Origin of the sequence: Pseudomonas sp. IPO3774, from assembly GCF_013386835.1 — a bacterium.
Lineage (GTDB): Bacteria > Pseudomonadota > Gammaproteobacteria > Pseudomonadales > Pseudomonadaceae > Aquipseudomonas.
Genome location: NZ_JACAQY010000036.1, coordinates 116,466 through 136,499, shown reverse-complemented (window position 1 = coordinate 136,499; position 20,034 = coordinate 116,466). Strand labels below are relative to the sequence as shown.

At 60.0% G+C, this 20,034-nt stretch carries 16 protein-coding genes and 2 tRNA genes; 15 read left to right on the top strand and 3 right to left on the bottom strand.

All coding sequences use genetic code 11. The annotated features are described in order from the left end of the window. Positions 1-101: 101 nt before the first annotated feature. The 7 genes from gltX to HYE77_RS20515 all read left to right on the top strand — a co-directional run bounded on the left by gltX (position 102) and on the right by HYE77_RS20515 (position 5,054). Positions 102-1,583, top strand: a complete 1,482-nt coding sequence (gene gltX, locus HYE77_RS20545; RefSeq protein ID WP_102368519.1) for a glutamate--tRNA ligase — start codon at positions 102-104, stop codon at positions 1,581-1,583. A 147-nt stretch (positions 1,584-1,730) separates the two neighbouring features. Further along, a tRNA-Ala gene (locus HYE77_RS20540) sits at positions 1,731-1,806 on the top strand. A gap of 80 nt (positions 1,807-1,886) precedes the next feature. Beyond that, positions 1,887-1,962: transfer RNA gene (locus tag HYE77_RS20535), tRNA-Glu, on the top strand. 184 nt (positions 1,963-2,146) lie between these two features. Continuing rightward, positions 2,147-2,686: a TetR/AcrR family transcriptional regulator gene (locus HYE77_RS20530; protein ID WP_003214462.1), complete on the top strand. Its 540-nt coding sequence runs from the start codon at positions 2,147-2,149 to the stop codon at positions 2,684-2,686. Between the two features lie 28 nt (positions 2,687-2,714). Continuing rightward, on the top strand, positions 2,715-3,548 hold the full coding sequence (locus HYE77_RS20525) for an alpha/beta hydrolase (protein ID WP_008438768.1): 834 nt from the start codon (positions 2,715-2,717) through the stop codon (positions 3,546-3,548). 50 nt (positions 3,549-3,598) lie between these two features. Continuing rightward, positions 3,599-4,048: a thioesterase family protein gene (locus tag HYE77_RS20520; RefSeq protein ID WP_003214456.1), complete on the top strand. Its 450-nt coding sequence runs from the start codon at positions 3,599-3,601 to the stop codon at positions 4,046-4,048. A gap of 40 nt (positions 4,049-4,088) precedes the next feature. After that, complete coding sequence (locus tag HYE77_RS20515; RefSeq protein WP_003214454.1) at positions 4,089-5,054, top strand: tRNA-dihydrouridine synthase; 966 nt, start codon at positions 4,089-4,091, stop codon at positions 5,052-5,054. 176 nt (positions 5,055-5,230) lie between these two features. Here HYE77_RS20515 and HYE77_RS20510 read toward each other — a convergent pair whose 3' ends face one another. Then, complete coding sequence (locus tag HYE77_RS20510; RefSeq protein ID WP_134326072.1) at positions 5,231-5,437, bottom strand: hypothetical protein; 207 nt, start codon at positions 5,435-5,437, stop codon at positions 5,231-5,233. A 162-nt stretch (positions 5,438-5,599) separates the two neighbouring features. Here HYE77_RS20510 and HYE77_RS20505 point away from each other — a divergent pair, with 162 nt between their 5' ends. The 3 genes from HYE77_RS20505 (at position 5,600) to HYE77_RS20495 (ending at position 9,850) form a co-directional block, all read left to right on the top strand. Beyond that, on the top strand, positions 5,600-6,631 hold the full coding sequence (locus HYE77_RS20505) for an adhesin (protein ID WP_177069233.1): 1,032 nt from the start codon (positions 5,600-5,602) through the stop codon (positions 6,629-6,631). A 79-nt stretch (positions 6,632-6,710) separates the two neighbouring features. Continuing rightward, complete coding sequence (locus tag HYE77_RS20500; protein ID WP_218174574.1) at positions 6,711-7,664, top strand: hypothetical protein; 954 nt, start codon at positions 6,711-6,713, stop codon at positions 7,662-7,664. Positions 7,665-7,885: 221 nt separating this feature from the next. Then, a complete protein-coding gene (locus HYE77_RS20495) occupies positions 7,886-9,850 on the top strand; it encodes a hypothetical protein (protein WP_177069232.1) in 1,965 nt (654 codons plus the stop codon). A 369-nt stretch (positions 9,851-10,219) separates the two neighbouring features. Here HYE77_RS20495 and HYE77_RS20490 read toward each other — a convergent pair whose 3' ends face one another. Both HYE77_RS20490 and HYE77_RS20485 read right to left on the bottom strand, forming a co-directional pair. Further along, positions 10,220-13,525, bottom strand: a complete 3,306-nt coding sequence (locus HYE77_RS20490; RefSeq protein ID WP_008438761.1) for a bifunctional diguanylate cyclase/phosphodiesterase — start codon at positions 13,523-13,525, stop codon at positions 10,220-10,222. 64 nt (positions 13,526-13,589) lie between these two features. Next, entirely contained in the window at positions 13,590-14,480 is an 891-nt protein-coding gene (locus HYE77_RS20485; RefSeq protein WP_003212656.1) for a LysR family transcriptional regulator, read from the bottom strand. Positions 14,481-14,625: 145 nt separating this feature from the next. On the opposite strand from HYE77_RS20485, the gene leuC reads away from it, so the two are divergent. The 5 genes from leuC (at position 14,626) to asd (ending at position 19,923) form a co-directional block, all read left to right on the top strand. Further along, positions 14,626-16,044 (top strand): 3-isopropylmalate dehydratase large subunit, encoded by a 1,419-nt coding sequence (gene leuC / locus HYE77_RS20480; protein ID WP_003212658.1) that lies wholly within the window; start codon positions 14,626-14,628, stop codon positions 16,042-16,044. Between the two features lie 10 nt (positions 16,045-16,054). Then, positions 16,055-16,699 carry a 3-isopropylmalate dehydratase small subunit gene (leuD, locus tag HYE77_RS20475; protein WP_003212660.1) on the top strand — a complete coding sequence of 215 codons (645 nt, stop codon included), beginning with the start codon at positions 16,055-16,057 and terminating at the stop codon, positions 16,697-16,699. Between the two features lie 146 nt (positions 16,700-16,845). Continuing rightward, positions 16,846-17,610: a class I SAM-dependent methyltransferase gene (locus tag HYE77_RS20470; protein ID WP_003212662.1), complete on the top strand. Its 765-nt coding sequence runs from the start codon at positions 16,846-16,848 to the stop codon at positions 17,608-17,610. A 53-nt stretch (positions 17,611-17,663) separates the two neighbouring features. Continuing rightward, on the top strand, positions 17,664-18,746 hold the full coding sequence (leuB, locus tag HYE77_RS20465; protein ID WP_134326074.1) for a 3-isopropylmalate dehydrogenase: 1,083 nt from the start codon (positions 17,664-17,666) through the stop codon (positions 18,744-18,746). 64 nt (positions 18,747-18,810) lie between these two features. Beyond that, the gene (gene asd / locus HYE77_RS20460) at positions 18,811-19,923 is read left to right on the top strand and encodes an aspartate-semialdehyde dehydrogenase (RefSeq protein ID WP_003212667.1); all 1,113 of its coding nucleotides are present in this window, start codon (positions 18,811-18,813) and stop codon (positions 19,921-19,923) included. The last annotated feature ends 111 nt before the right edge of the window (positions 19,924-20,034 follow it).

Genomic DNA, 20,034 nt, shown 5'->3' with positions numbered 1-20,034 from the left:
TGCCCTTTGTTCGCCTCCCCACGCTGGAGCCCAAGGGCTTGGGGCTGTTACCATTCGCCCCTTGTTTCATTTTCAGTTTTATCGCCAATTCGAGACCCGCCATGACCACCGTCCGCACGCGCATCGCGCCATCGCCTACTGGGGATCCCCACGTAGGTACTGCTTACATCGCCTTGTTCAACTACTGCTTTGCCAAGCAGCATGGCGGTGAATTCATCCTGCGGATCGAAGACACCGATCAACTGCGCTCCACGCGCGAGTCGGAACAGCAGATTTTCGATGCCCTGCGCTGGTTGGGCATTACCTGGGCTGAAGGCCCGGACGTCGGCGGCCCCCACGGCCCGTATCGCCAGAGCGAGCGCAGCGACATCTACAAGCAGTACACCCAGCAACTGGTCGACATGGGCCACGCCTTCCCGTGCTTCTGCACCGCCGAAGAGCTGGACCAGATGCGCGCCGAGCAGCAGGCCCGTGGCGAAACCCCGCGCTATGACGGCCGCGCACTGCTGCTGTCGAAGGAAGAAGTGGCCCGGCGCCTGGCCGCCGGCGAGCCGCACGTTATCCGCATGAAGGTGCCGAGCGAAGGCGTGTGCGTGGTGCCGGACATGCTGCGCGGTGACGTCGAGATCCCGTGGGACCGCATGGACATGCAAGTGCTGATGAAGACCGACGGCCTGCCGACGTACTTCCTGGCCAACGTGGTGGATGACCACCTGATGGGCATCACCCACGTACTGCGTGGCGAAGAGTGGCTGCCATCGGCGCCGAAACTGATCCTGCTGTACGAGTACTTCGGCTGGGAACAACCGCAGCTGTGCTACATGCCGCTGCTGCGTAACCCGGACAAGAGCAAGCTGTCCAAGCGCAAGAACCCGACCTCGGTGACTTTCTACGAGCGCATGGGCTTCATGCCCGAAGCGATGCTCAACTACCTGGGCCGCATGGGCTGGTCGATGCCGGACGAGCGCGAGAAGTTCTCGTTGCAGGAAATGGTCGATCACTTCGACCTGTCCCGTGTGTCCCTGGGTGGGCCGATCTTCGACATCGAGAAACTGTCGTGGCTCAACGGCCAGTGGCTGCGTGACCTGCCGGTGGAAGAGTTCGCCAGCCGCGTGCAGCAATGGGCGTTGAACCCCGAGTACATGATGAAGATCGCGCCGCTGGTGCAGGGCAGGGTGGAGACCTTCAGCCAGGTCGCACCGTTGGCGAGTTTCTTCTTTGCCGGTGGCGTGAACCCGGACGTGAAGCTGTTTGAGTCGAAGAAACTCTCGGGTGACCAGGTTCGCCAGTTGATGCAGTTGATCCTGTGGAAGCTCGAAAGCCTGCGCCAGTGGGAGAAGGATGCGATTACCGCGACTATCCAGGCGGTGGTTGAATCCCTGGAACTGAAATTGCGCGATGCGATGCCGCTGATGTTTGCCGCGATCACCGGGCAGGCGAGTTCTGTGTCGGTGCTCGATGCGATGGAAATTCTGGGCCCGGACCTGACTCGCTTCCGTCTGCGCCAAGCCCTTGATTTGCTTGGTGGTGTGTCGAAGAAAGAAAACAAGGAATGGGAAAAGCTGCTGGGCGCTATCGCTTAAGCACGCCGTTGTAACGGCCAAACCCCGGTTTTCCGGGGTTTGCTCGGTAAGTGATTGTTATCTCGGCAAAAAATTTTGAAAATTGTTGAAAATAAATTTGACACGTTTCGAATACGCCATTAAGATTCGCCCCGTCCTCACCGACGAGGGGCTATAGCTCAGCTGGGAGAGCGCTTGCATGGCATGCAAGAGGTCAACGGTTCGATCCCGTTTAGCTCCACCAATTTACAGGTTCAAGGTCTGGCCACACCGTCCTTGAATTCGATCAGTCCTCAGCGCTGATCAGTTGTACAGAAGGTTTGTGTCCCCTTCGTCTAGTGGCCTAGGACACCGCCCTTTCACGGCGGTAACAGGGGTTCGAGTCCCCTAGGGGACGCCACGATTACCCGCTCTGCGGGATTTTTAAGGGTCATTCAATTATTGAATGGCCCTTTTGTTTGTCTGGCGTTTGGCCAATCCTCCTTCCTTTTTCCCTGAGTGTTCTTCTGACCAATGGTCATGCCTGTGGCTTGCGAAATATTATTATGGTAATAATATTCGAAGCATGAGATTCGGAGGCAACGATGAACGATAAAAAAGCGCAAACCCGCGAACGCATTCTGCAAGCTGCCGGCGCCGCCCTGGTACAACGCGGCCCGGCCGAGCCGAGTGTGGGCGAAGTCATGGGCGCGGCGGGGCTTACCGTAGGCGGTTTCTACGCGCACTTTGAAAGCAAGGACGCACTGATGCTGGAGGCCTTCACCGAGTTGCTGGCCCGGCGTCGCGCCGCCGTCGATGACATGGACTCCTCGCTGACCGGTGAAGAGCGTCGCGCGCTGGTCGCAGCGTTCTACCTGTCGCGTAAACACCGTGACTCCACCAGCCAGGCGTGCCCGATCCCGTCCACCGTGGGCGAGATGAGCCGCCTGCCGGACGAATTTCGCCAGGCCTTGAACGAACACTGCGAACTGATGGCAGCACAGCTGGCCGCCAGCCCGGAAGACACCGACAAGGCTCTGGCCGACATGGCGCTGATGATCGGCGGCTTGTCGCTGGCCCGCGCCCTGGGCCCGGGTGAGTTATCGGATCGTGTATTGCGTGCGGCCAAGTCCGCAGTGCGTTAAGAACGGCTTCTGGCCTGAGGGATGAGCGATGGGCACGTTGAAATGGATTCGTGGCGTCAATGGCACCTTGGGCCGGCTGGCGCCGCAAACGGTGGCCAGCAAGATGCGTCGGGTGTTCATGACGCCTCGCGATTTGCCGCCCCGTGACTGGGAGCTGCCGCTGCTGGCGCAGTCCGAGCGCATCACTTTGCGTTTCGGCCTGTCGGCGCTGAAGTGGGGCCAGGGCCCTGCGGTGCTGTTGATGCACGGCTGGGAAGGGCGCCCGACGCAATTCGCCAGCCTGATCAGCGCATTGGTGGACGCGGGTTATTCGGTGGTTGCGCTGGACGGCCCGGCCCACGGGCGTTCGCCGGGGCGCGAAGCCCATGTGCTGCTGTTTGCCCGCGCCATGCTGGAAGCGGCTGCCGAACTGCCACCGCTGCATGCGGTTGTCGGTCACTCCATGGGTGGGGCCAGCGCGATGTTGGCGGTGCAGTTGGGTTTGCGCACCAAGGCGTTGGTCAGTATCGCCGCACCCTCGCGGTTTCTCGACGTACTGCGCGGCTTTGCCGGCATGGTCGGTTTGCCGGCGCGAGCACGTTCGGCGTTTATCCAGGAGGTCGAGCTGACGATGGGCATGCCCCTCAAGCACCTCGATGTCGCCCACTATCAAATGAATATCCCGGGCCTGATCGTGCATGCCGAAGACGATACCTTCGTCTCGGTCAAGGCTTGCCAGGTCATCCATGACGCCTGGTTCGACAGCCGCCTGCTGCGCCTGGAGCAGGGCGGGCACCAGAAAGTGCTGGCGGATCCGCGTGTGATCGAGGGCGTGCTGGCGCTGCTGGCCGGCCGCCACATGCCGGAGCGCCAAACCGCCTGAGCCATGGGTTACACTGCTCGCCGCCGACATTAATCGACCGGGAGCACCCCATGGGCTGGGATTTGGCAACGCCGTTTATCATTGATCTGCAGGTCGGTGCCGACGACATCGACGGTCTGGGGCACGCCAACAACGCCGTTTACGTGTCCTGGCTCGAACGCTGCGCCTGGCGCCATTCCCAGCGCTTGGGGTTGGACCTTAGCGAGTACCGCAGGCTGGATCGCGCGATGGCCGTGGTGCGTCATGAGATCGATTACCTCGCCGCCGGTTACGAAGGCGATGAGCTGCAGTTGGCGACCTGGATCGTCGACTGGGACCAGCGCCTGAAAATGACCCGACGCTTCCAGCTGGTACGCCCGCGTGATGGCGCTACCTTGCTGCGAGCGCAAACCACCTTCGTCTGCATCGAACTGTCCAGCGGCAAGCCCAAGCGCATGCCGTCGGAATTTCTTGAGGGTTATGGCCCTGCGCTGCAAGGCGAATTACCTGCCAGCGTCTGAAACCAGTAAACTGCGCCACGTTTTTCGTTGAGTGTTTTCCATGCAAATTGCTTTGGCGCCCATGGAGGGGTTGGTCGACAACATCCTGCGGGACGTGCTGACCCGGGTCGGTGGTATTGATTGGTGCGTGACCGAGTTCATCCGGGTCAACGACCGCCTGCTGACGCCTGCCTATTTCCACAAACTCGCCCCTGAGTTGCTGCACGGTGCCAAGACCGCTGCCGGCGTGCCGCTGCGTGTGCAGTTACTCGGTTCAGACCCGGTGTGTTTGGCGGAAAACGCCGCCCTGGCGTGTGAGCTGGGCTCTCAGGTGGTTGACCTCAACTTCGGTTGCCCGGCCAAGACCGTGAACAAGTCCCGTGGCGGTGCGGTGCTGCTCAAGGAGCCGGAGCTGCTTAACCAGATCGTCGAACACGTACGGCGTGCGGTGCCGGCACATATTCCCGTCACGGCCAAGATGCGCCTGGGCTTCGACAGCCCCGACGGTGCCCTGGTGTGCGCCACGGCCCTGGCCGAAGGCGGCGCAGCGCATATCGTGGTGCATGCCCGCACCAAGGCTGACGGCTACAAACCTCCGGCGCACTGGGAGTGGATCCCGCGTGTGCAAGAGGTGGTCAAGGTGCCAGTGTTCGCCAACGGTGATATCTGGAGCGTTGAAGACTGGCGGCGGTGTCGCGAAATCAGTGGTGTCGAAGACATCATGCTCGGTCGCGGCCTGGTGGCTCGTCCCGACCTGGCCCGGCAGATTGCTGCCGCGCGGGCCGGGGAAGAGGTGGTCGAGATGACTTGGGCGCAGATGCAACCCATGCTCCAGGAATTCTGGCGGCAATCCGTTGAGCAATTGACCGAGCGCCAGGCGCCGGGACGCTTGAAGCAATGGCTGGCGATGCTGACCCGCAACTATCCCGAAGCAGTTGAACTATTTACGCTGATGCGGCGGGAAACCGACCTGGAGCAGGTAGGACGATTGTTAGGGGTGCCTGATTCGGTTGCGCTGCAAAATTGAGTACATATATATAAGCGTTTCAATCCAGTAGGAAAGGGTGCCGTGGGCGCCCTTTTTTTTGCTTGAAATAAGGCCGCGGATCGTTAACAGCGAGTGTTTGTGGGCACGTGACTAGAGCTTTTTGATTGCTTTATATATGTGAGCAAGTTTCTTGTTTGCTACAGAGTCTTGCGGTGTCAGCGACGCATATTTTTAAGTTTTGTTAGTTGGAGTATGAGGGGCGCGCGCAATAACACAGATATGAATGACTGGCGTGGGTGAGTGATTTCATCAATTTGCCTTAACGGCTGACTGTTGCCTGATATATCCATTTTGCCCACGGCGACCACCGGGTAAGCATGATGTTTTACGGAAAGTCCATAGGATAAAGTCTCTATTTTCATTTGATTTCCTTATGTGAAGGCCGATTTTCGGAACCCGATGCTCGCAACACCCACGAAAGTAGGGAGTGTGCAGCACTCGGGTTTGTTTCCAGTCCAGAACCTGGACGGTCTGTTTGCAGACCGCTGAAGGAGTTTTGGCAATCACTGAATAAGGATTTGTTTATGTCTAATTTGTCGGTCAATAATTTCCCTCGCTTGACTAATGACTTCAATCAGCAGAATGCAGACCTGCCAAAGTCTGTCGACAAGAGCGCCGGCGAAATCCGGGCGAATACGCCCGGCACAGTATTGAAAAACAATCCCGCCGTGGTGACGGATGGAACCGTCACCTTCAACAAGGATGCACTCGAGAAGTTGTTCGAGTTGTTTGAATATGCATTCAAGGCCATACGGAACATGCTGTCCGGGCAGGGCGGGATGCCCAAGTTGGTACCCGATGCTGGCCCGCTGCCTAAACCCGAGAAGAGTAGCGATACTCCGGTGAAGGATAAGGCGGACAGTAAATCGAATGTGCCGGACACTGCGGCCAAGGACAAGGCGGGGACTGACTCGCAAGTGCCGAACACTGTAGCCAAGGACAAAGCCGAGACCAACTCGCCGGTATTGAACACTGCACTCAAGGACAAGTCCGGGACCAACCCTGAGGTGTCGGTACAGAAAGACAAGCCAGCAAACAATCCAGCGGTCCCGAGTTCCGAGGTTAAGGTAACGCCTAAACCCCTGCCAGAGCCCCGCAGGCCAGACCCCGCATCGGGCAAGGACGTGCAGCCGAACAGCCGGAGCAGTTCCGACGTGAACGTCACGGTCCAAGTGATGAACTGCCATTGCCCTCACCCGGATGCAACGAAGCCGGTCCCGCCTAAGCCCGATGCACCGGTCCCGCCGAAGCCAGACGTGCCGGTTCCGCCGAAGCCCGATGCACCGGTCCCGCCGAAGCCGGACGTGCCGGTTCCGCCGAAGCCCGATGCACCGGTTCCGCCGAAGGCCGACGTGCCGGTCCCGCCGAAGCCAGACGCTCCGGTCCCACCGAAGCCGGATGCGCCTAAACCAGATGCTCCGAAGCCGGATAAGCCGGAGCCGGACATCACTTCGCCAGGGCCGTCTGAGGATTTCTTTGAGTTCGAAACCAGCGGCAGGCGTCGAGCGTTCGACAACGACTGGCGGTTTAATCCCGGCCGCCGGATAAGCAAGTAAGTCGGCCACTTCCTCAGTTTTTTTCAACAAGGCGCTCCCGATAAAAAACGTCGGGGGGCCCTTGATGAAGGATGGTTATATGTCTTGTTCAGAAATCAATAATGCGGGCGCGGTCAGAAACTATTATCAACATTCGCAAACCGGCAACACACCAGGACGATCGGTTCCCGTGCAGCCGGTATTCGTTAATAACCAAGTCCTCTCATCGTTCGGTAATAACGATCAAAGTACCGTTGGGAACACAGCCAGCGACACCCCGCTGTTAGCAAAGCTCCTCGAACTGTTCACCCAGTTTTTTACACAGTTGCAAGGCCTGCTGGCGGGCAAGGAACTGGCGAATACAGTGGCGACCAAGGTAACGCCTGCACCCCCGCCGGCAGTGCTGCCCAAGCCGGATGCACCCCTGCCGGATCCAACACAGCAGCCGCTCCCTGATCTGTCCGATAAGCGCAACGGCGCCAAGCCGGCAAATATATGGAACGGTTTTCGCCAGGGCCCTGACGGTAATTGCGTGACCATTTCGGCGATCAAGGCGGCGATGGCGAAGTTCGGTCAAAGCCCGACCGATATCTTCAAGTCTGTTCAAGCCAAGGGTGATGGCTATCACATTGTCATGCGTGACGGGTACGCGCTGGATTTGAGCAAGGATGAATTGGCCCAAGCCAGGCGTGGCTCGAAGTTTGTCGCGATGCGCGATCCCGGCATGCTCAAGGATGCGCACTTTCTATTTGCCGTCAGCGCCAAGCGAGCGATGCTGGAAAACAATGACGGGACTGCAGGCAGGAGCTTTCAATCCGCAATAAACAGCCTCAACGACGGTGAAGACGAAACGGGGCCCGGGGAAGGCTTCAAGCGTCTGGGCTTGCGCCAGCATATGAAAGAAGTTCCGGTCAGTGCGTTTGCTGATAAATCATTGATCGGTATGGTCAACAGGAGCAGGCACTCTGTAGCAGTGGTTGATGGGTGTGAGGAGATGTATGGGACTAAAGCGGGAAGACCGCGGTTTGGACGGGCTATTGCATTGGTTGGCTAACGGGCCGTCCATAAAACAATAAGAAGATGATCGTTGCTGCGCAACACGTTAAATCTATAACTAGATCTTGTTGAACTTATTATCTGACTGAGTGCAGTTCATCGCGTGCAGAAAATACTGTATGCCGTGTTCATGCACTTTCTTTTTATGCCTGAACGCAACGTGCAGGTGGCAGCGTTTACCACGGGCTATTGTGTGTTCGCCCTTTAAAGGAGTGCTCCATGATTACGATGAATACGGGTTATGCAATGAGTACGGCGGTCCATCATCCTGCGCGTGTATACGGGGGTGAAAATAAATCCGTCGACAGTGTAAGTACTTTGAATTCTACCGAGCGACAGTTCGGTGAGCATTTTGATACGAGCAGCCATTCTGCTGTTATCCAGATGATGATATCGACCTTCGGTCCTGCGCGCGCTGATCTATTTGATGAAGTAAAACGCGTTGGCTCGGGGTATGACGTTACGCTGAAAGACGGTTATAAGTTGCATGTTTCCGATCATGAAGTGCATGGCACTGCCTCAGCGTCGAGATTTGTCGGTGGTGATGCCAGTACAGTGGAAAACGCGAATTTCGCATTGGCTGTCTTCGTCAAGCGCAAACAATTGTCCAGTTCCGACAGCCGTATCAGCAGCAGCTTTAACGCGGCCTTGACCACGTCCTTACAGGGTGAGACTGCATCGAACCTGCTCAAGGGCATGGGCATGGGCCGTTTTATGCAGCAGATCCCTTCGGAGCAACTCGTCGGCAAGAACTCCGTCGGCGTCATGGAGGCGCATAACTTCGGTGCCGCGCTGATTCGGGATGGGGTGGCGCATCGGTTTGACCGTCAATATCGTCCCGACCGTCCCTACGTCTACGTGCTGGACAAGGAGGGGCAAACGGCTAAGCCGGTCAAGCGGGATGTGCCGGTTGCTCCGGTCGATGTTCCCCACGTCGATACGCCGTCCACCCGGCGTGGCCGCAAGCCCGTTGACATTCTCAGCGGATTTAACGCGGCCGAGCGAGGATTCGGTGAGGTTGTTGATGGCAGCAGCCATGCCTGCGTCATAAAAATGATGATGATGAGGTTTGGTCCAGACGCCACGGATATGTTCGAGAAAGTCACCCCGGCGGGAGACGGTTATGACATCACGATGAAGGACGGTTTCGAACTGCATTTTTCCCGGCAAGAGTTGCAGCAAGCGACCACGGCCTCGCGTTTCGCTGGGAACAACCCCGACGCGGTGAAGCAGGCCAACTTCATGCTGGCGGCGTACACGAAACGCAAGCAGATGACCCGCGGTGACCAGGACCCTGGGGCATCGTTTGAAAAGGTTTTATCGAACACGCTCAAAGGCGATACGGAATACCGCGTGTTGAAGGGCTTGGGCATGACTGGCTTCTTGCGCATCGTGCCACCCGCCAAGATGCAGGAGCAGGGCGCGGTGGGGGTGGTCAGTACTTTTGGCTATTCGAGTGCCTTGGTACTGGATGGCCTGCAGCACAGCAATGGTGACAAGCCATCTATCGTCAAATCTTATGGCTACATGCTCGCCGAGGAGGTACCGGACGGAGTGCCCGTTGGTTCAAGCATGCGGCCCCCACCTATTTCCAATGTACCGGTCGGGGTCAGGCCTGGGGATATCTGGAGTGGATTCTATCAAGGTGTCGAGGGGAACTGTGTCACGGTATCGGCGATCAAGGCGGCGATGATGAAGTATGGGCAAAGTCCCCGGGGCATCTATAAAAACATCACCGAGACCCGCGACGGTTACACCGTGACGATGCGCGATTCCAGCAAGGTGAGCTTGACCCATGCAGAACTGAAAACAGCCCGGGAACACTCGAATTTCAAAGGCACCGACGCCGGCCTGCTCAAGGATGCGAATTTCCTGTACGCCGTCAGCGCCAAGCGGGCGCAAATGGAGAACCACGAGTTTCGTGCCGGCGAGAGCTTTGAAGCGGCGATGAGCACGCTCAATGATGGCGAGACCCCCGGTGATGCACTGCGGCGCCTGGGTTTGTTCGCCTTTACCCGAAGCAGCAGCGTCCAGGCGCTGGCAGATGGTGCAACCGGCACGTTGGCGAACTTCATGCATTCTGTTGTCGTCGTTGATGGGGCTTTTGATGATTACGGGTATAAACACCCACTGAAATCATCAAGCTGGATGGATGAAGAGGGCACTGCGCTAACGCTGGTTTAGGTTTAAAGGTGCAGAGTTTGAGAAACACAGGCCACGAGATCTCGTGGTCTTTTTTCTGCGCGCAGAAAAGACAAGTCCGATGGTGGCCGGCTGCATATGCCTTGCAATCTGTGTCCGCATACGTAGTTGGCCTCGGCTACTCTCATCGACTCTTGAACCTCCTGGTCATGGATGAAATTCAACAGCATTGGCTGTATGCCCTGTCTGCTCCCATGGTGTCCATCAACCCTGGCGCCGGTTATCTCGAGGCGCCGCCTAGCAGCGCCGGGGAGTGCTTTGCATCCTGCATGGTAGGTGTGTCCGAAAATGGAAAGCACCTGAATCTACAGGCTCAAAAAGCAGCTGCCCATCAGGAAAATCCGGTGCAACTTATTCCGATGAAGTGGCCTGGGGCATTCGCTTCAGTACCTGCCTGAACCCTTCCACCGGCAAGGGCCGACTGTGCAGATACCCCTGATACAAATGACACCCAAGCCCCTGCAAAAACGCCAGTTGCTCAGGGGTTTCCACTCCTTCGGCAATGACGTCCAGGTTCAAGCTGCGCGCCATGGCCACAATGGCACGGATGATCTCCGCATCGTTGGGGTCATGGGTGGCGTCGCGCACAAACGACTGGTCGATCTTCAGCGCATCCACCGGCAGGCGCTTGAGGTAGGTCAGCGACGAATAGCCGGTGCCGAAATCATCCATCGCAAAACTCACGCCGAGCTTTTTCAGGCGGCGCATTTTGCTGATGGTGTCGTCCAGATTCTGGATCACGATGCCTTCGGTGATCTCCAGCTTCAGCAGGGTATAAGGCAGATGGTGGGTGCGCAGGCTGCGTTCTACCCGTTCGACAAAATCATTCTGGCGAAACTGCCGCGGGCTGATGTTGACGCACAGGCTGAAGTTCAGCGGGTCTACCAGCCCCTCGGCAATCAACTGCGCGAAGGTGCTGCAGGCTTCGTCGAGGATCCAGGTGCCCACTTCAAGGATCAGGCCGCTGTCTTCCAGGACCTTGATGAATTCCGTCGGAGACTGTGCGCCCAACTGCGGATGTTGCCAGCGCACCAGGGCCTCGGCGCCGACGATGGTGTTGCCGCGCGCATCCACCTGGGGTTGGTAATGCACGCTGAACTCGCCGCGGGCCAGGGCCAGGCGCAGGTCGGTTTCCATGCGCAGCCGCTCGCTGGCGGTTTTCTGCATGCTGTTGTGGAACATCTGGATGGTGTTGCGCCCTGAATCCTTGGCCCGGTACAGGGCGATGTCGGCGCGCTTGAGCAAATCTGCCGGGGTTGAGCCGTGATCGGGGATCAGCGCCACGCCGATGCTCGGGGTGACTTGCAGGCGGTGGCCATCCAGGAACATCGGTTCGGATAACAGTTCGCGCAGGGTATCGGCCAGCTCCTGGACCTGAGTGCTGACTTGCGGGCGCGTGCCTTCCAGGCCGCTGAGCAGCACCACAAACTCATCGCCGCCCAGGCGTGCCACGGTGTCTTCCATGCGCACACTGGCTTCAAGGCGTGCAGTGACGATCTTCAGCACCGTGTCGCCTACCGGGTGGCCGAGGGAATCGTTGATGTGCTTGAAGTGGTCCAGGTCAAGAAACAGCAGGGCGCCCCGCAGGTTGTGGCGCTTGAGCAGGGCGATCTGCTGGCTCAGGCGGTCCATCAGCAGGGCGCGGTTGGGCAGGTTGGTCAGCGGGTCGTGATAGGCCAGGTGGCGAATCTGCGCCTGGGCGTTTTTCAGCAGGCTGACGTCCCGGGCGGTCAGCAACAGGCAGGGGGTTTCATTGAGGGTGATGGGCTCCACCGACACTTCAACCGCCAGCACTTCGCCGCGCTTGTTGTGCCAGAGCATTTCCAGGTGATGAATGCGGCCCTTGATCTGCAACTCGGCCAATAACGCCGCGCGCTGGTTTTCATCGGCCCAGATGCCGATCTGGTACAGCGTCAGGCCGATCGCTTCTTCGGCGCGGTAGCCGGTGAGGCGGCAGAAACCGTCATTGACCTCCACGTAGCGCCCGGTATCGCGCTCGGTGATCGACACCGCATCGGGGCTGGAATGAAAGGCCTTGGCGAACTTCTCTTCGCTGGCCTTGAGCGCCGCTTCCGAGCGTTGTTGTTGGGTGATGTCCCGCAGGGTGGTGACGATGCAGGGTTGGTCGCTGACCTGGATCAGGCGGCTGGATATCACACAGTTCAGGGTCTGGCCGTTCTTGTGATGAACGGTGATTGCCACGTTGCTCAGGGATTGTTCGCGGATCACCTGCTCGATGCGCTGCAGGCGTTGGCTGGACTCCTCCCACAAGCCGATCTGCTCGGCGTTGTTGTTGAGCACCTCGGCGGCGGTCCAGCCGAAGGTCTGGGTGAAGGCCGGGTTGATCTCGATAAACTGGCCGGTCTCCAGGCGCGTCACGCAGATTGGGTCGGGGCTGGCGAGGAACAGGCTGGCGAATTTTTCTTCGGATGCGATCAGGCGCTGCTCCCGTTCAACCTGGTCGGTGATGTCGAGCAGGGTCCCGGCCATTCGCAACGGTACGCCCGTGTCATCGCGATACAGGCGGGCGCGGCTTTCCAGGTAGCGCGAACTGCCGTCTTCCAGTTGCACGCGGTAGGTCAGTTGGTAGTTGCCCGCCGGGCCTTCGCGCAGGGTGCGGTAGGCGTTGCGCATGCTCTCGCGCTCTTCCTGGGGCATGCCTTCAAAGAAGGCCTCGAAGGATTCGTGGAACGGTTGGGGTTCCAGCCCGTGCAGTTGGGCGGCGCGGGCCGAGCCATAGAGCATGCCGCTGGGGATGTGCCAGTCCCAGGTGCCCAGTTGCGCCGAGTCCAGGGCCAGGTCCAGGCGTTCCTGGCTGTCCTTGAGGGCCTGCTCGGCATTCTTGCGCTCGGTGGTGTCGAGGAAGGTGCTGATCAGGTAGTCCTCGCCGTCCAGCTCGACTTTCTGGGCGCTGAGGGTGCCATCGTGGACCTGCCCGTTGCTGGCGCGAAACTGCACTTCCATGGTGATGGGGGCGCCTTTGCGCTGGGTGGCCTTGACCAGATGCGCGCGTTGTTCGGGGTGTACCCAGAGGCCCAGCTCCAATGTGCTGCGGCCAATGGCATCGGCCAACGGCCAGCCGAACAGGCTCTCGAAATACTGGTTGGCTTCGCTGATCAGGCCGTCCGCCTGGCGGGTCAGCAGGACCATCAGCGGGCACAAATGGAACAGGGTGGCGAAGCGCTTTTCCGAATGGCTGAGGGCGTGTTCGCGCTCACGCTGGTGGGTGATTTCGCGGATCACCCCGATCATTCGACGACGCCCGGCCTTGTCCGGTAGCAGGCTGCCGTTGATTTCCAGCCAGTGCAGGCTGCCATCGGGCCATTGGATACGGTGGTGCATGGCCTGGACAGCGGGTTCGCCGGCCAGCACCGCATGAAAGGCCCGGACCACCTTGGCGCGGTCCTCGGGGGCCAGCAGGTCCAGGTACTCCAGGTCTTCAGGCAGCGGCTGGCGCGGGTCGAAGCCGAACAGGGCCTGAGTGCCTCGGGACCAGCTGATCCGGCCGGTATCGATTTCCCAGCTCCAGGCGCCCAGCCGGGCAGCGTTGAGCGCCGCCAGCAGTTGCGGCGCGCTGTCCCAGCTTTGCTCCGCCTCCTGTGGGTCCAGGGCGTAGATGCGGGGCAGGGGTGGCACGGTATCGACGGGGTTGCGCATTATCAAAGGGCCTTGGCTCGATGGGCGTTCGGCGCGGGTTCCACGGTCTACGGGCCACGGCGATTCAAGCCTGATTCCCTGGCAGATCGACCTGTGCATCCAATAGGCTCATGAAAGCCCGCGCAGCGTTCGACAGCGTCCTTTCGGTGTGCACGATATAGCCTAGCTGGCGACTGAGCTGTATGCCCGGCAAAGCGATGCGTGCCACCTGGTCATCGAGCATGGTGCGCGGCAATACGCTCCAGGCAAGGCCAATGGAGACCATCATCTTGATGGTTTCCAGGTAGTTGGTGCTCATGGCGATGTTTGGCGTCAGGCCCTGGGCCTCGAATAGCCGCTGCACGATATGGTGGGTAAAGGTGTTGCCGCCGGGAAACACCGCCGGGTGCCGGGCGATGTCCGCCAGGCTGACGCTGCCGTTGCTGATCAGGCTGTGTTCCGGCGCCACCACGAAATCCAGTGGGTCGTCCCACACCGGGGTGGCCCGCACCAGCGTGTGGGGTTCCGGCGCCAGGGTGATCACGGCCACTTCGGCGCGGCCATGGAGGATTTCTTCGTAGGCCACTTCCGAATCGAGAAACTGAATATCCAGCGCGACATTCGGGTATTCCCGGGTGAACGTGCGCAGGACCGGTGGCAAGCGGTGCAGGCCGATGTGATGGCTGGTGGCCAGCGTCAGGCGCCCGCTGACTTCGCCGGTGAGGTTGGTCAGGGCGCGGCGGGTGTCGTCCAGTACATTGAGAATCTGATACGCCCGGGGCAGCAGCGCCCGTCCGGCTTCGGTGAGGCCGACTTCACGCCCCAGCCGGTCGAACAGGCGCACCTTTAATTGTTGCTCCAGGCCGGCGATGCGCTTGCTGATGGCCGGTTGGGTCAGGTGCAGGCGTTCACCGGCACCGGAGAAGCTGCCGGTCTCGGCGATGGCGATAAAGGCATTGAGGTTGGCCAGGTCCATTGTGCTATTCCAGTTGGTAATCCAAAGCATAAAAAATATGAATTTGAGTTATTTAATGTAGCGCCATACCATCAGCCTCACAAGCCAAAGGGTTATTGAATCGTTCAAGGCCCGGGGCATAGAAACACCTGATGAGGACCGCGTGATGGCCGGCAAAACGCTTTACGACAAGCTTTGGGATTCCCATGAAGTGAAACGGCGCGATGATGGGTCGTCGCTGATCTACATCGACCGTCACATCATCCATGAAGTGACCTCGCCCCAAGCGTTCGAAGGCCTGCGACTGGCCGGGCGCAAGCCTTGGCGCGTCGACTCGATCATCGCCACCCCGGACCACAACGTGCCGACCACCCCGGAGCGTAAAGGCGGGATCGACGCCATTGTCGACACCGTGTCGCGCCTCCAGGTGCAGACCCTCGATGATTACTGCGACGAATATGGCATCACCGAATTCAAGATGAATGACGTGCGCCAGGGCATCGTTCACGTGATCGGCCCGGAGCAGGGCGCTACCTTGCCCGGCATGACCGTGGTTTGCGGCGACTCCCACACCTCTACCCACGGTGCGTTTGGCGCCCTGGCCCACGGTATTGGTACCTCCGAGGTGGAACATGTATTCGCCACCCAGTGCCTCGTCGCCAAGAAAATGAAGAACATGTTGGTGTCGGTGGAAGGTGAATTGCCTTTCGGCGTCACCGCCAAAGACATCGTCCTCGCCGTGATCGGCAAGATCGGCACTGCCGGCGGTAACGGCCACGCCATCGAATTCGCCGGCAGCGCGATTCGCGACCTGTCCATCGAAGGCCGCATGACCATCTGCAACATGTCCATCGAAGCCGGTGCCCGTGTGGGCATGGTAGCGGCGGACGAAAAGACCATTGCCTACGTCAAGGGTCGCCCATTCGCACCGAGCGGTGCCGATTGGGACGCCGCAGTCGAAGCCTGGAAAGACCTGGTGTCCGACGCCGATGCCGTATTCGACACCGTGGTCACCCTCGACGCCGCCCAGATCAAGCCGCAAGTCAGCTGGGGCACCTCGCCGGAAATGGTGTTGGCCGTTGACCAGAACGTGCCGGACCCGGCCAAGGAAACCGACCTGGTCAAGCGTGGTTCCATCGAGCGCGCCTTGAAGTACATGGGCTTGAAAGCCAATCAGGCGATTACCGACATCCAGCTGGATCGCGTATTCATCGGCTCCTGCACCAACTCGCGGATCGAGGATTTGCGCGCTGCGGCGGTGATCGCCAAGGGCCGCAAAGTCGCCTCGACCATCAAGCAGGCGATCGTGGTGCCAGGTTCGGGCCTGGTCAAGGCCCAGGCTGAAGCCGAAGGCCTCGACAAGATTTTCCTCGAAGCCGGTTTTGAATGGCGTGAGCCGGGTTGCTCGATGTGCCTGGCGATGAACCCGGACCGTTTGGAGTCGGGCGAGCATTGCGCGTCCACCTCCAACCGTAACTTCGAAGGGCGTCAGGGCGCCGGTGGCCGTACCCACCTCGTCAGCCCGGCCATGGCTGCTGCGGCTGCCGTCAACGGTCGTTTCATCGACGTTCGCGAATTGATCTGAGGAATACCCGATGAAAGCTTTTACTCAACACACCGGTTTAGTCGCGCCGTTGGACCGTGCCAACGTGGACACCGACCAGATCATTCCCAAGCAGTTCTTGAAATCGATCAAGCGCACCGGTTTTGGCCCGAACCTGTTCGACGAGTGGCGCTACCTGGACGTGGGCTACGCCTACCAGGACAACTCCAAGCGCCCGCTGAACAAGGACTTTGTGCTCAACGCCGAACGTTACCAGGGTGCCAGCGTGTTGCTCGCCCGGGAAAACTTCGGTTGCGGCTCCAGCCGTGAGCACGCGCCGTGGGCCCTGGAAGAATATGGCTTTCGCAGCATCATCGCGCCGAGCTACGCCGACATCTTCTTCAACAACAGCTTCAAGAACGGCTTGCTGCCGATCATCTTGAGCGATGCCGAAGTGGATGAGTTGTTCCAGCAGGTGGAAGCCGATGTGGGCTACCAGTTGACCATCGACCTGGCGGCGCAGACCGTGACCCGTCCGGACGGCAAGGTGTATCACTTTGAAGTGGACGCCTTCCGCAAGCACTGCCTGATCAATGGCCTGGACGACATCGGCCTGACCTTGCAGGACGGCGATGCGATTGCCGCGTTTGAAACCAAACACCGGGCCAGCCAGCCTTGGTTGTTTCGCGACGCTTGATTCCATGTAGACCGGACTGGCCCCTTCGCGAGCAAGCCCGCTCCCACATTTGATTGCATTTCAACTGAAGGAACTCGGTCGAATGTGGGAGCGGGCTTGCTCGCGAAAGGGCCAGCAACAGCAACACAAAAACCAGGGACATCATCATGACCAGCACTGCCCACACCCAAGTCGTGCAAAAACAATTCGGCGAACAGGCCTCGGCCTACCTGAGCAGCGCAGTACATGCTCAAGGCACCGAGTTCGCGCTGCTCCAGGCCGAACTGGCCGGGCAGGGCGCTGCACGACTGCTGGACCTGGGTTGCGGCGCCGGTCACGTGAGTTTCAACGTGGCACCGTTGGTCAAGGAAGTGGTGGCGTACGACCTGTCCCAACAGATGCTTGACGTGGTCGCCGCCGCTGCCGTGGACCGTGGCCTGGACAACATCCGCACCGTGCACGGCGCCGCCGAGCGCCTGCCGTTTGCCGATGGCGAATTCGACTTCGTGTTCAGCCGCTACTCGGCGCACCATTGGAGCGACCTGGGCCTGGCCCTGCGTGAAGTGCGCCGGGTGCTCAAGCCGGGTGGCGTGGCCGCGTTTGTGGACGTCTTGTCACCGGGCAGCCCGCTGTTGGACACTTACCTGCAAACCGTCGAAGTGCTGCGCGACACCAGTCATGTGCGTGACTATTCCGCCGGCGAGTGGATGCGCCAGCTCAGCGAAGCCGGTTTGCATGTGCGCAACAGCAGCCGCCAGCGCCTGCGCCTGGAATACACCTCGTGGGTCGAGCGCATGCGCACCCCAGAGGTATTGCGTGCCGCGATCCTGGAGCTGCAAAAGGCAATGGGCCAGGAAGTGCGCGATTACTTCGAGATTCAAGCCGACGGCACCTTCAGCACCGACGTGCTGGTGGTGTGGGCCGAACGCTGATTAATTTTTCCCGACCTGCCCACGGGCGGGTCGCTTGATGAAATGAGGAACGCATGAGCAAGCAGATTCTGATTCTCCCTGGCGACGGCATTGGTCCGGAAATCATGGCCGAAGCGGTCAAGGTGCTGGAAGTGGCCAACACCAGGTACAGCCTGGGCTTCGAACTGAGCCACGACGTGATCGGCGGCGCGGCCATCGACAAGCACGGCGTGCCTCTGGCCGACGAAACCCTGGAGCGTGCCCGCGCAGCCGACGCCGTGCTGCTGGGCGCCGTGGGTGGCCCGAAATGGGACAAGATCGAACGTGACATCCGCCCTGAGCGCGGCCTGCTGAAGATCCGTGCGCAACTGGGCCTGTTCGGCAACCTGCGCCCGGCGATCCTTTACCCGCAACTGGCGGACGCTTCCAGCCTGAAGCCGGAAATCGTCGCGGGCCTGGACATCCTGATCGTCCGCGAACTGACCGGCGGTATCTACTTCGGCTCGCCACGGGGCGTGCGCGAGTTGGAGAATGGCGAGCGTCAGGCCTACGACACCCTGCCGTACAGCGAGAGTGAAATCCGCCGTATCGCCCGTGTCGGTTTCGACATGGCCCGTGTGCGTGGCAAGAAGGTCTGCTCGGTGGACAAGGCCAACGTATTGGCTTCCAGCCAGCTGTGGCGTGAAATCGTCGAGGAAGTCGCCAAGGACTACCCGGACGTCGAGCTGAGCCACATGTACGTCGACAACGCCGCCATGCAGCTGGTGCGTGCACCGAAGCAGTTCGACGTGATCGTCACCGACAACCTGTTCGGCGACATCCTGTCCGACCAGGCCTCGATGCTCACCGGTTCCATCGGCATGCTGCCGTCGGCCTCCCTGGATGCCAACAACAAGGGCATGTACGAGCCGTGCCACGGTTCGGCGCCGGACATCGCCGGGCAGGGCATTGCCAACCCGTTGGCGACCATTTTGTCGGTGTCGATGATGCTGCGTTACAGCTTCAACCTGACCGACGCCGCGGATGCCATCGAGCAGGCCGTGAGCCTGGTGCTCGACCAGGGCCTGCGCACTGGCGACATCTGGTCCCAGGGTTGCACCAAGGTCGGTACGCAAGAAATGGGCGACGCAGTAGTCGCCGCGCTGCGGAATCTGTAATCTCTCGGGCCCGCTTGCAGATGTTGCTGCAAGGCGGCCCACTTTTGAACAAGGTGTAGTTGCGATGAAACGTGTAGGTCTGATCGGTTGGCGCGGTATGGTCGGTTCCGTGCTCATGCAGCGGATGCTGGAAGAGCAGGATTTCGATCTTATTGAGCCGGTGTTTTTCACCACCTCCAATGTAGGTGGTCAAGGGCCGTCCGTGGGCAAGGACATTGCTCCGCTCAAGGACGCCTACAACATTGAAGAACTGAAGACCCTCGACGTCATTCTGACCTGCCAGGGTGGCGACTACACCAGCGAAGTCTTCCCCAAGCTGCGCGAAGCCGGCTGGCAGGGTTACTGGATCGACGCCGCTTCCAGCCTGCGCATGCAGGATGACGCGGTGATCGTGCTGGACCCGGTCAACCGCAAGGTGATCGACCAGCAACTGGACGCGGGCACCAGGAACTACATCGGCGGCAACTGCACCGTCAGCCTGATGCTGATGGGCCTGGGCGGCTTGTTCGAAGCCGGCCTGGTGGAGTGGATGAGCGCCATGACCTATCAGGCGGCCTCCGGTGCCGGCGCGCAGAACATGCGTGAACTGATCAAGCAGATGGGCGCGACCCACGCCGCTGTCGCCGATCAACTGGCTGACCCGGCCAGCGCGATCCTCGACATCGACCGCCGTGTGGCCGAGGCCATGCGCAGCGAGGCCTACCCGACCGAGAACTTCGGTGTGCCATTGGCCGGCAGCCTGATCCCGTGGATCGACAAGGAGCTGCCTAACGGCCAGAGCCGTGAAGAGTGGAAGGCCCAGGCCGAGACCAACAAGATCCTCGGTCGCTTCAAGAGCCCGATCCCGGTGGACGGTATCTGCGTGCGCATCGGCGCCATGCGTTGCCACAGCCAGGCGTTGACCATCAAGCTGAACAAAGACGTGCCGATCGCCGATATCGAAGGGCTGATCAGCCAGCACAACCCTTGGGTCAAGCTGGTGCCGAACAACCGTGATATCAGCATCCAGGAACTGAGCCCGAACAAGGTGACCGGTACCCTGAATGTGCCGGTTGGCCGTCTGCGCAAGCTGAACATGGGGACGCAGTACCTGGGTGCGTTCACCGTCGGCGACCAACTGCTGTGGGGCGCGGCTGAGCCGTTGCGTCGCATGCTGCGGATCTTGCTGGAGCGGTAATCGCTGCTGGTAATAAGAAACCCGCGTTCTGGTGACAGGCGCGGGTTTTTTATTGCGCGCTCGGGCCTCTTCGCGAGCAAGCCCGCTCCCACATTTGATCGCATTTCAACT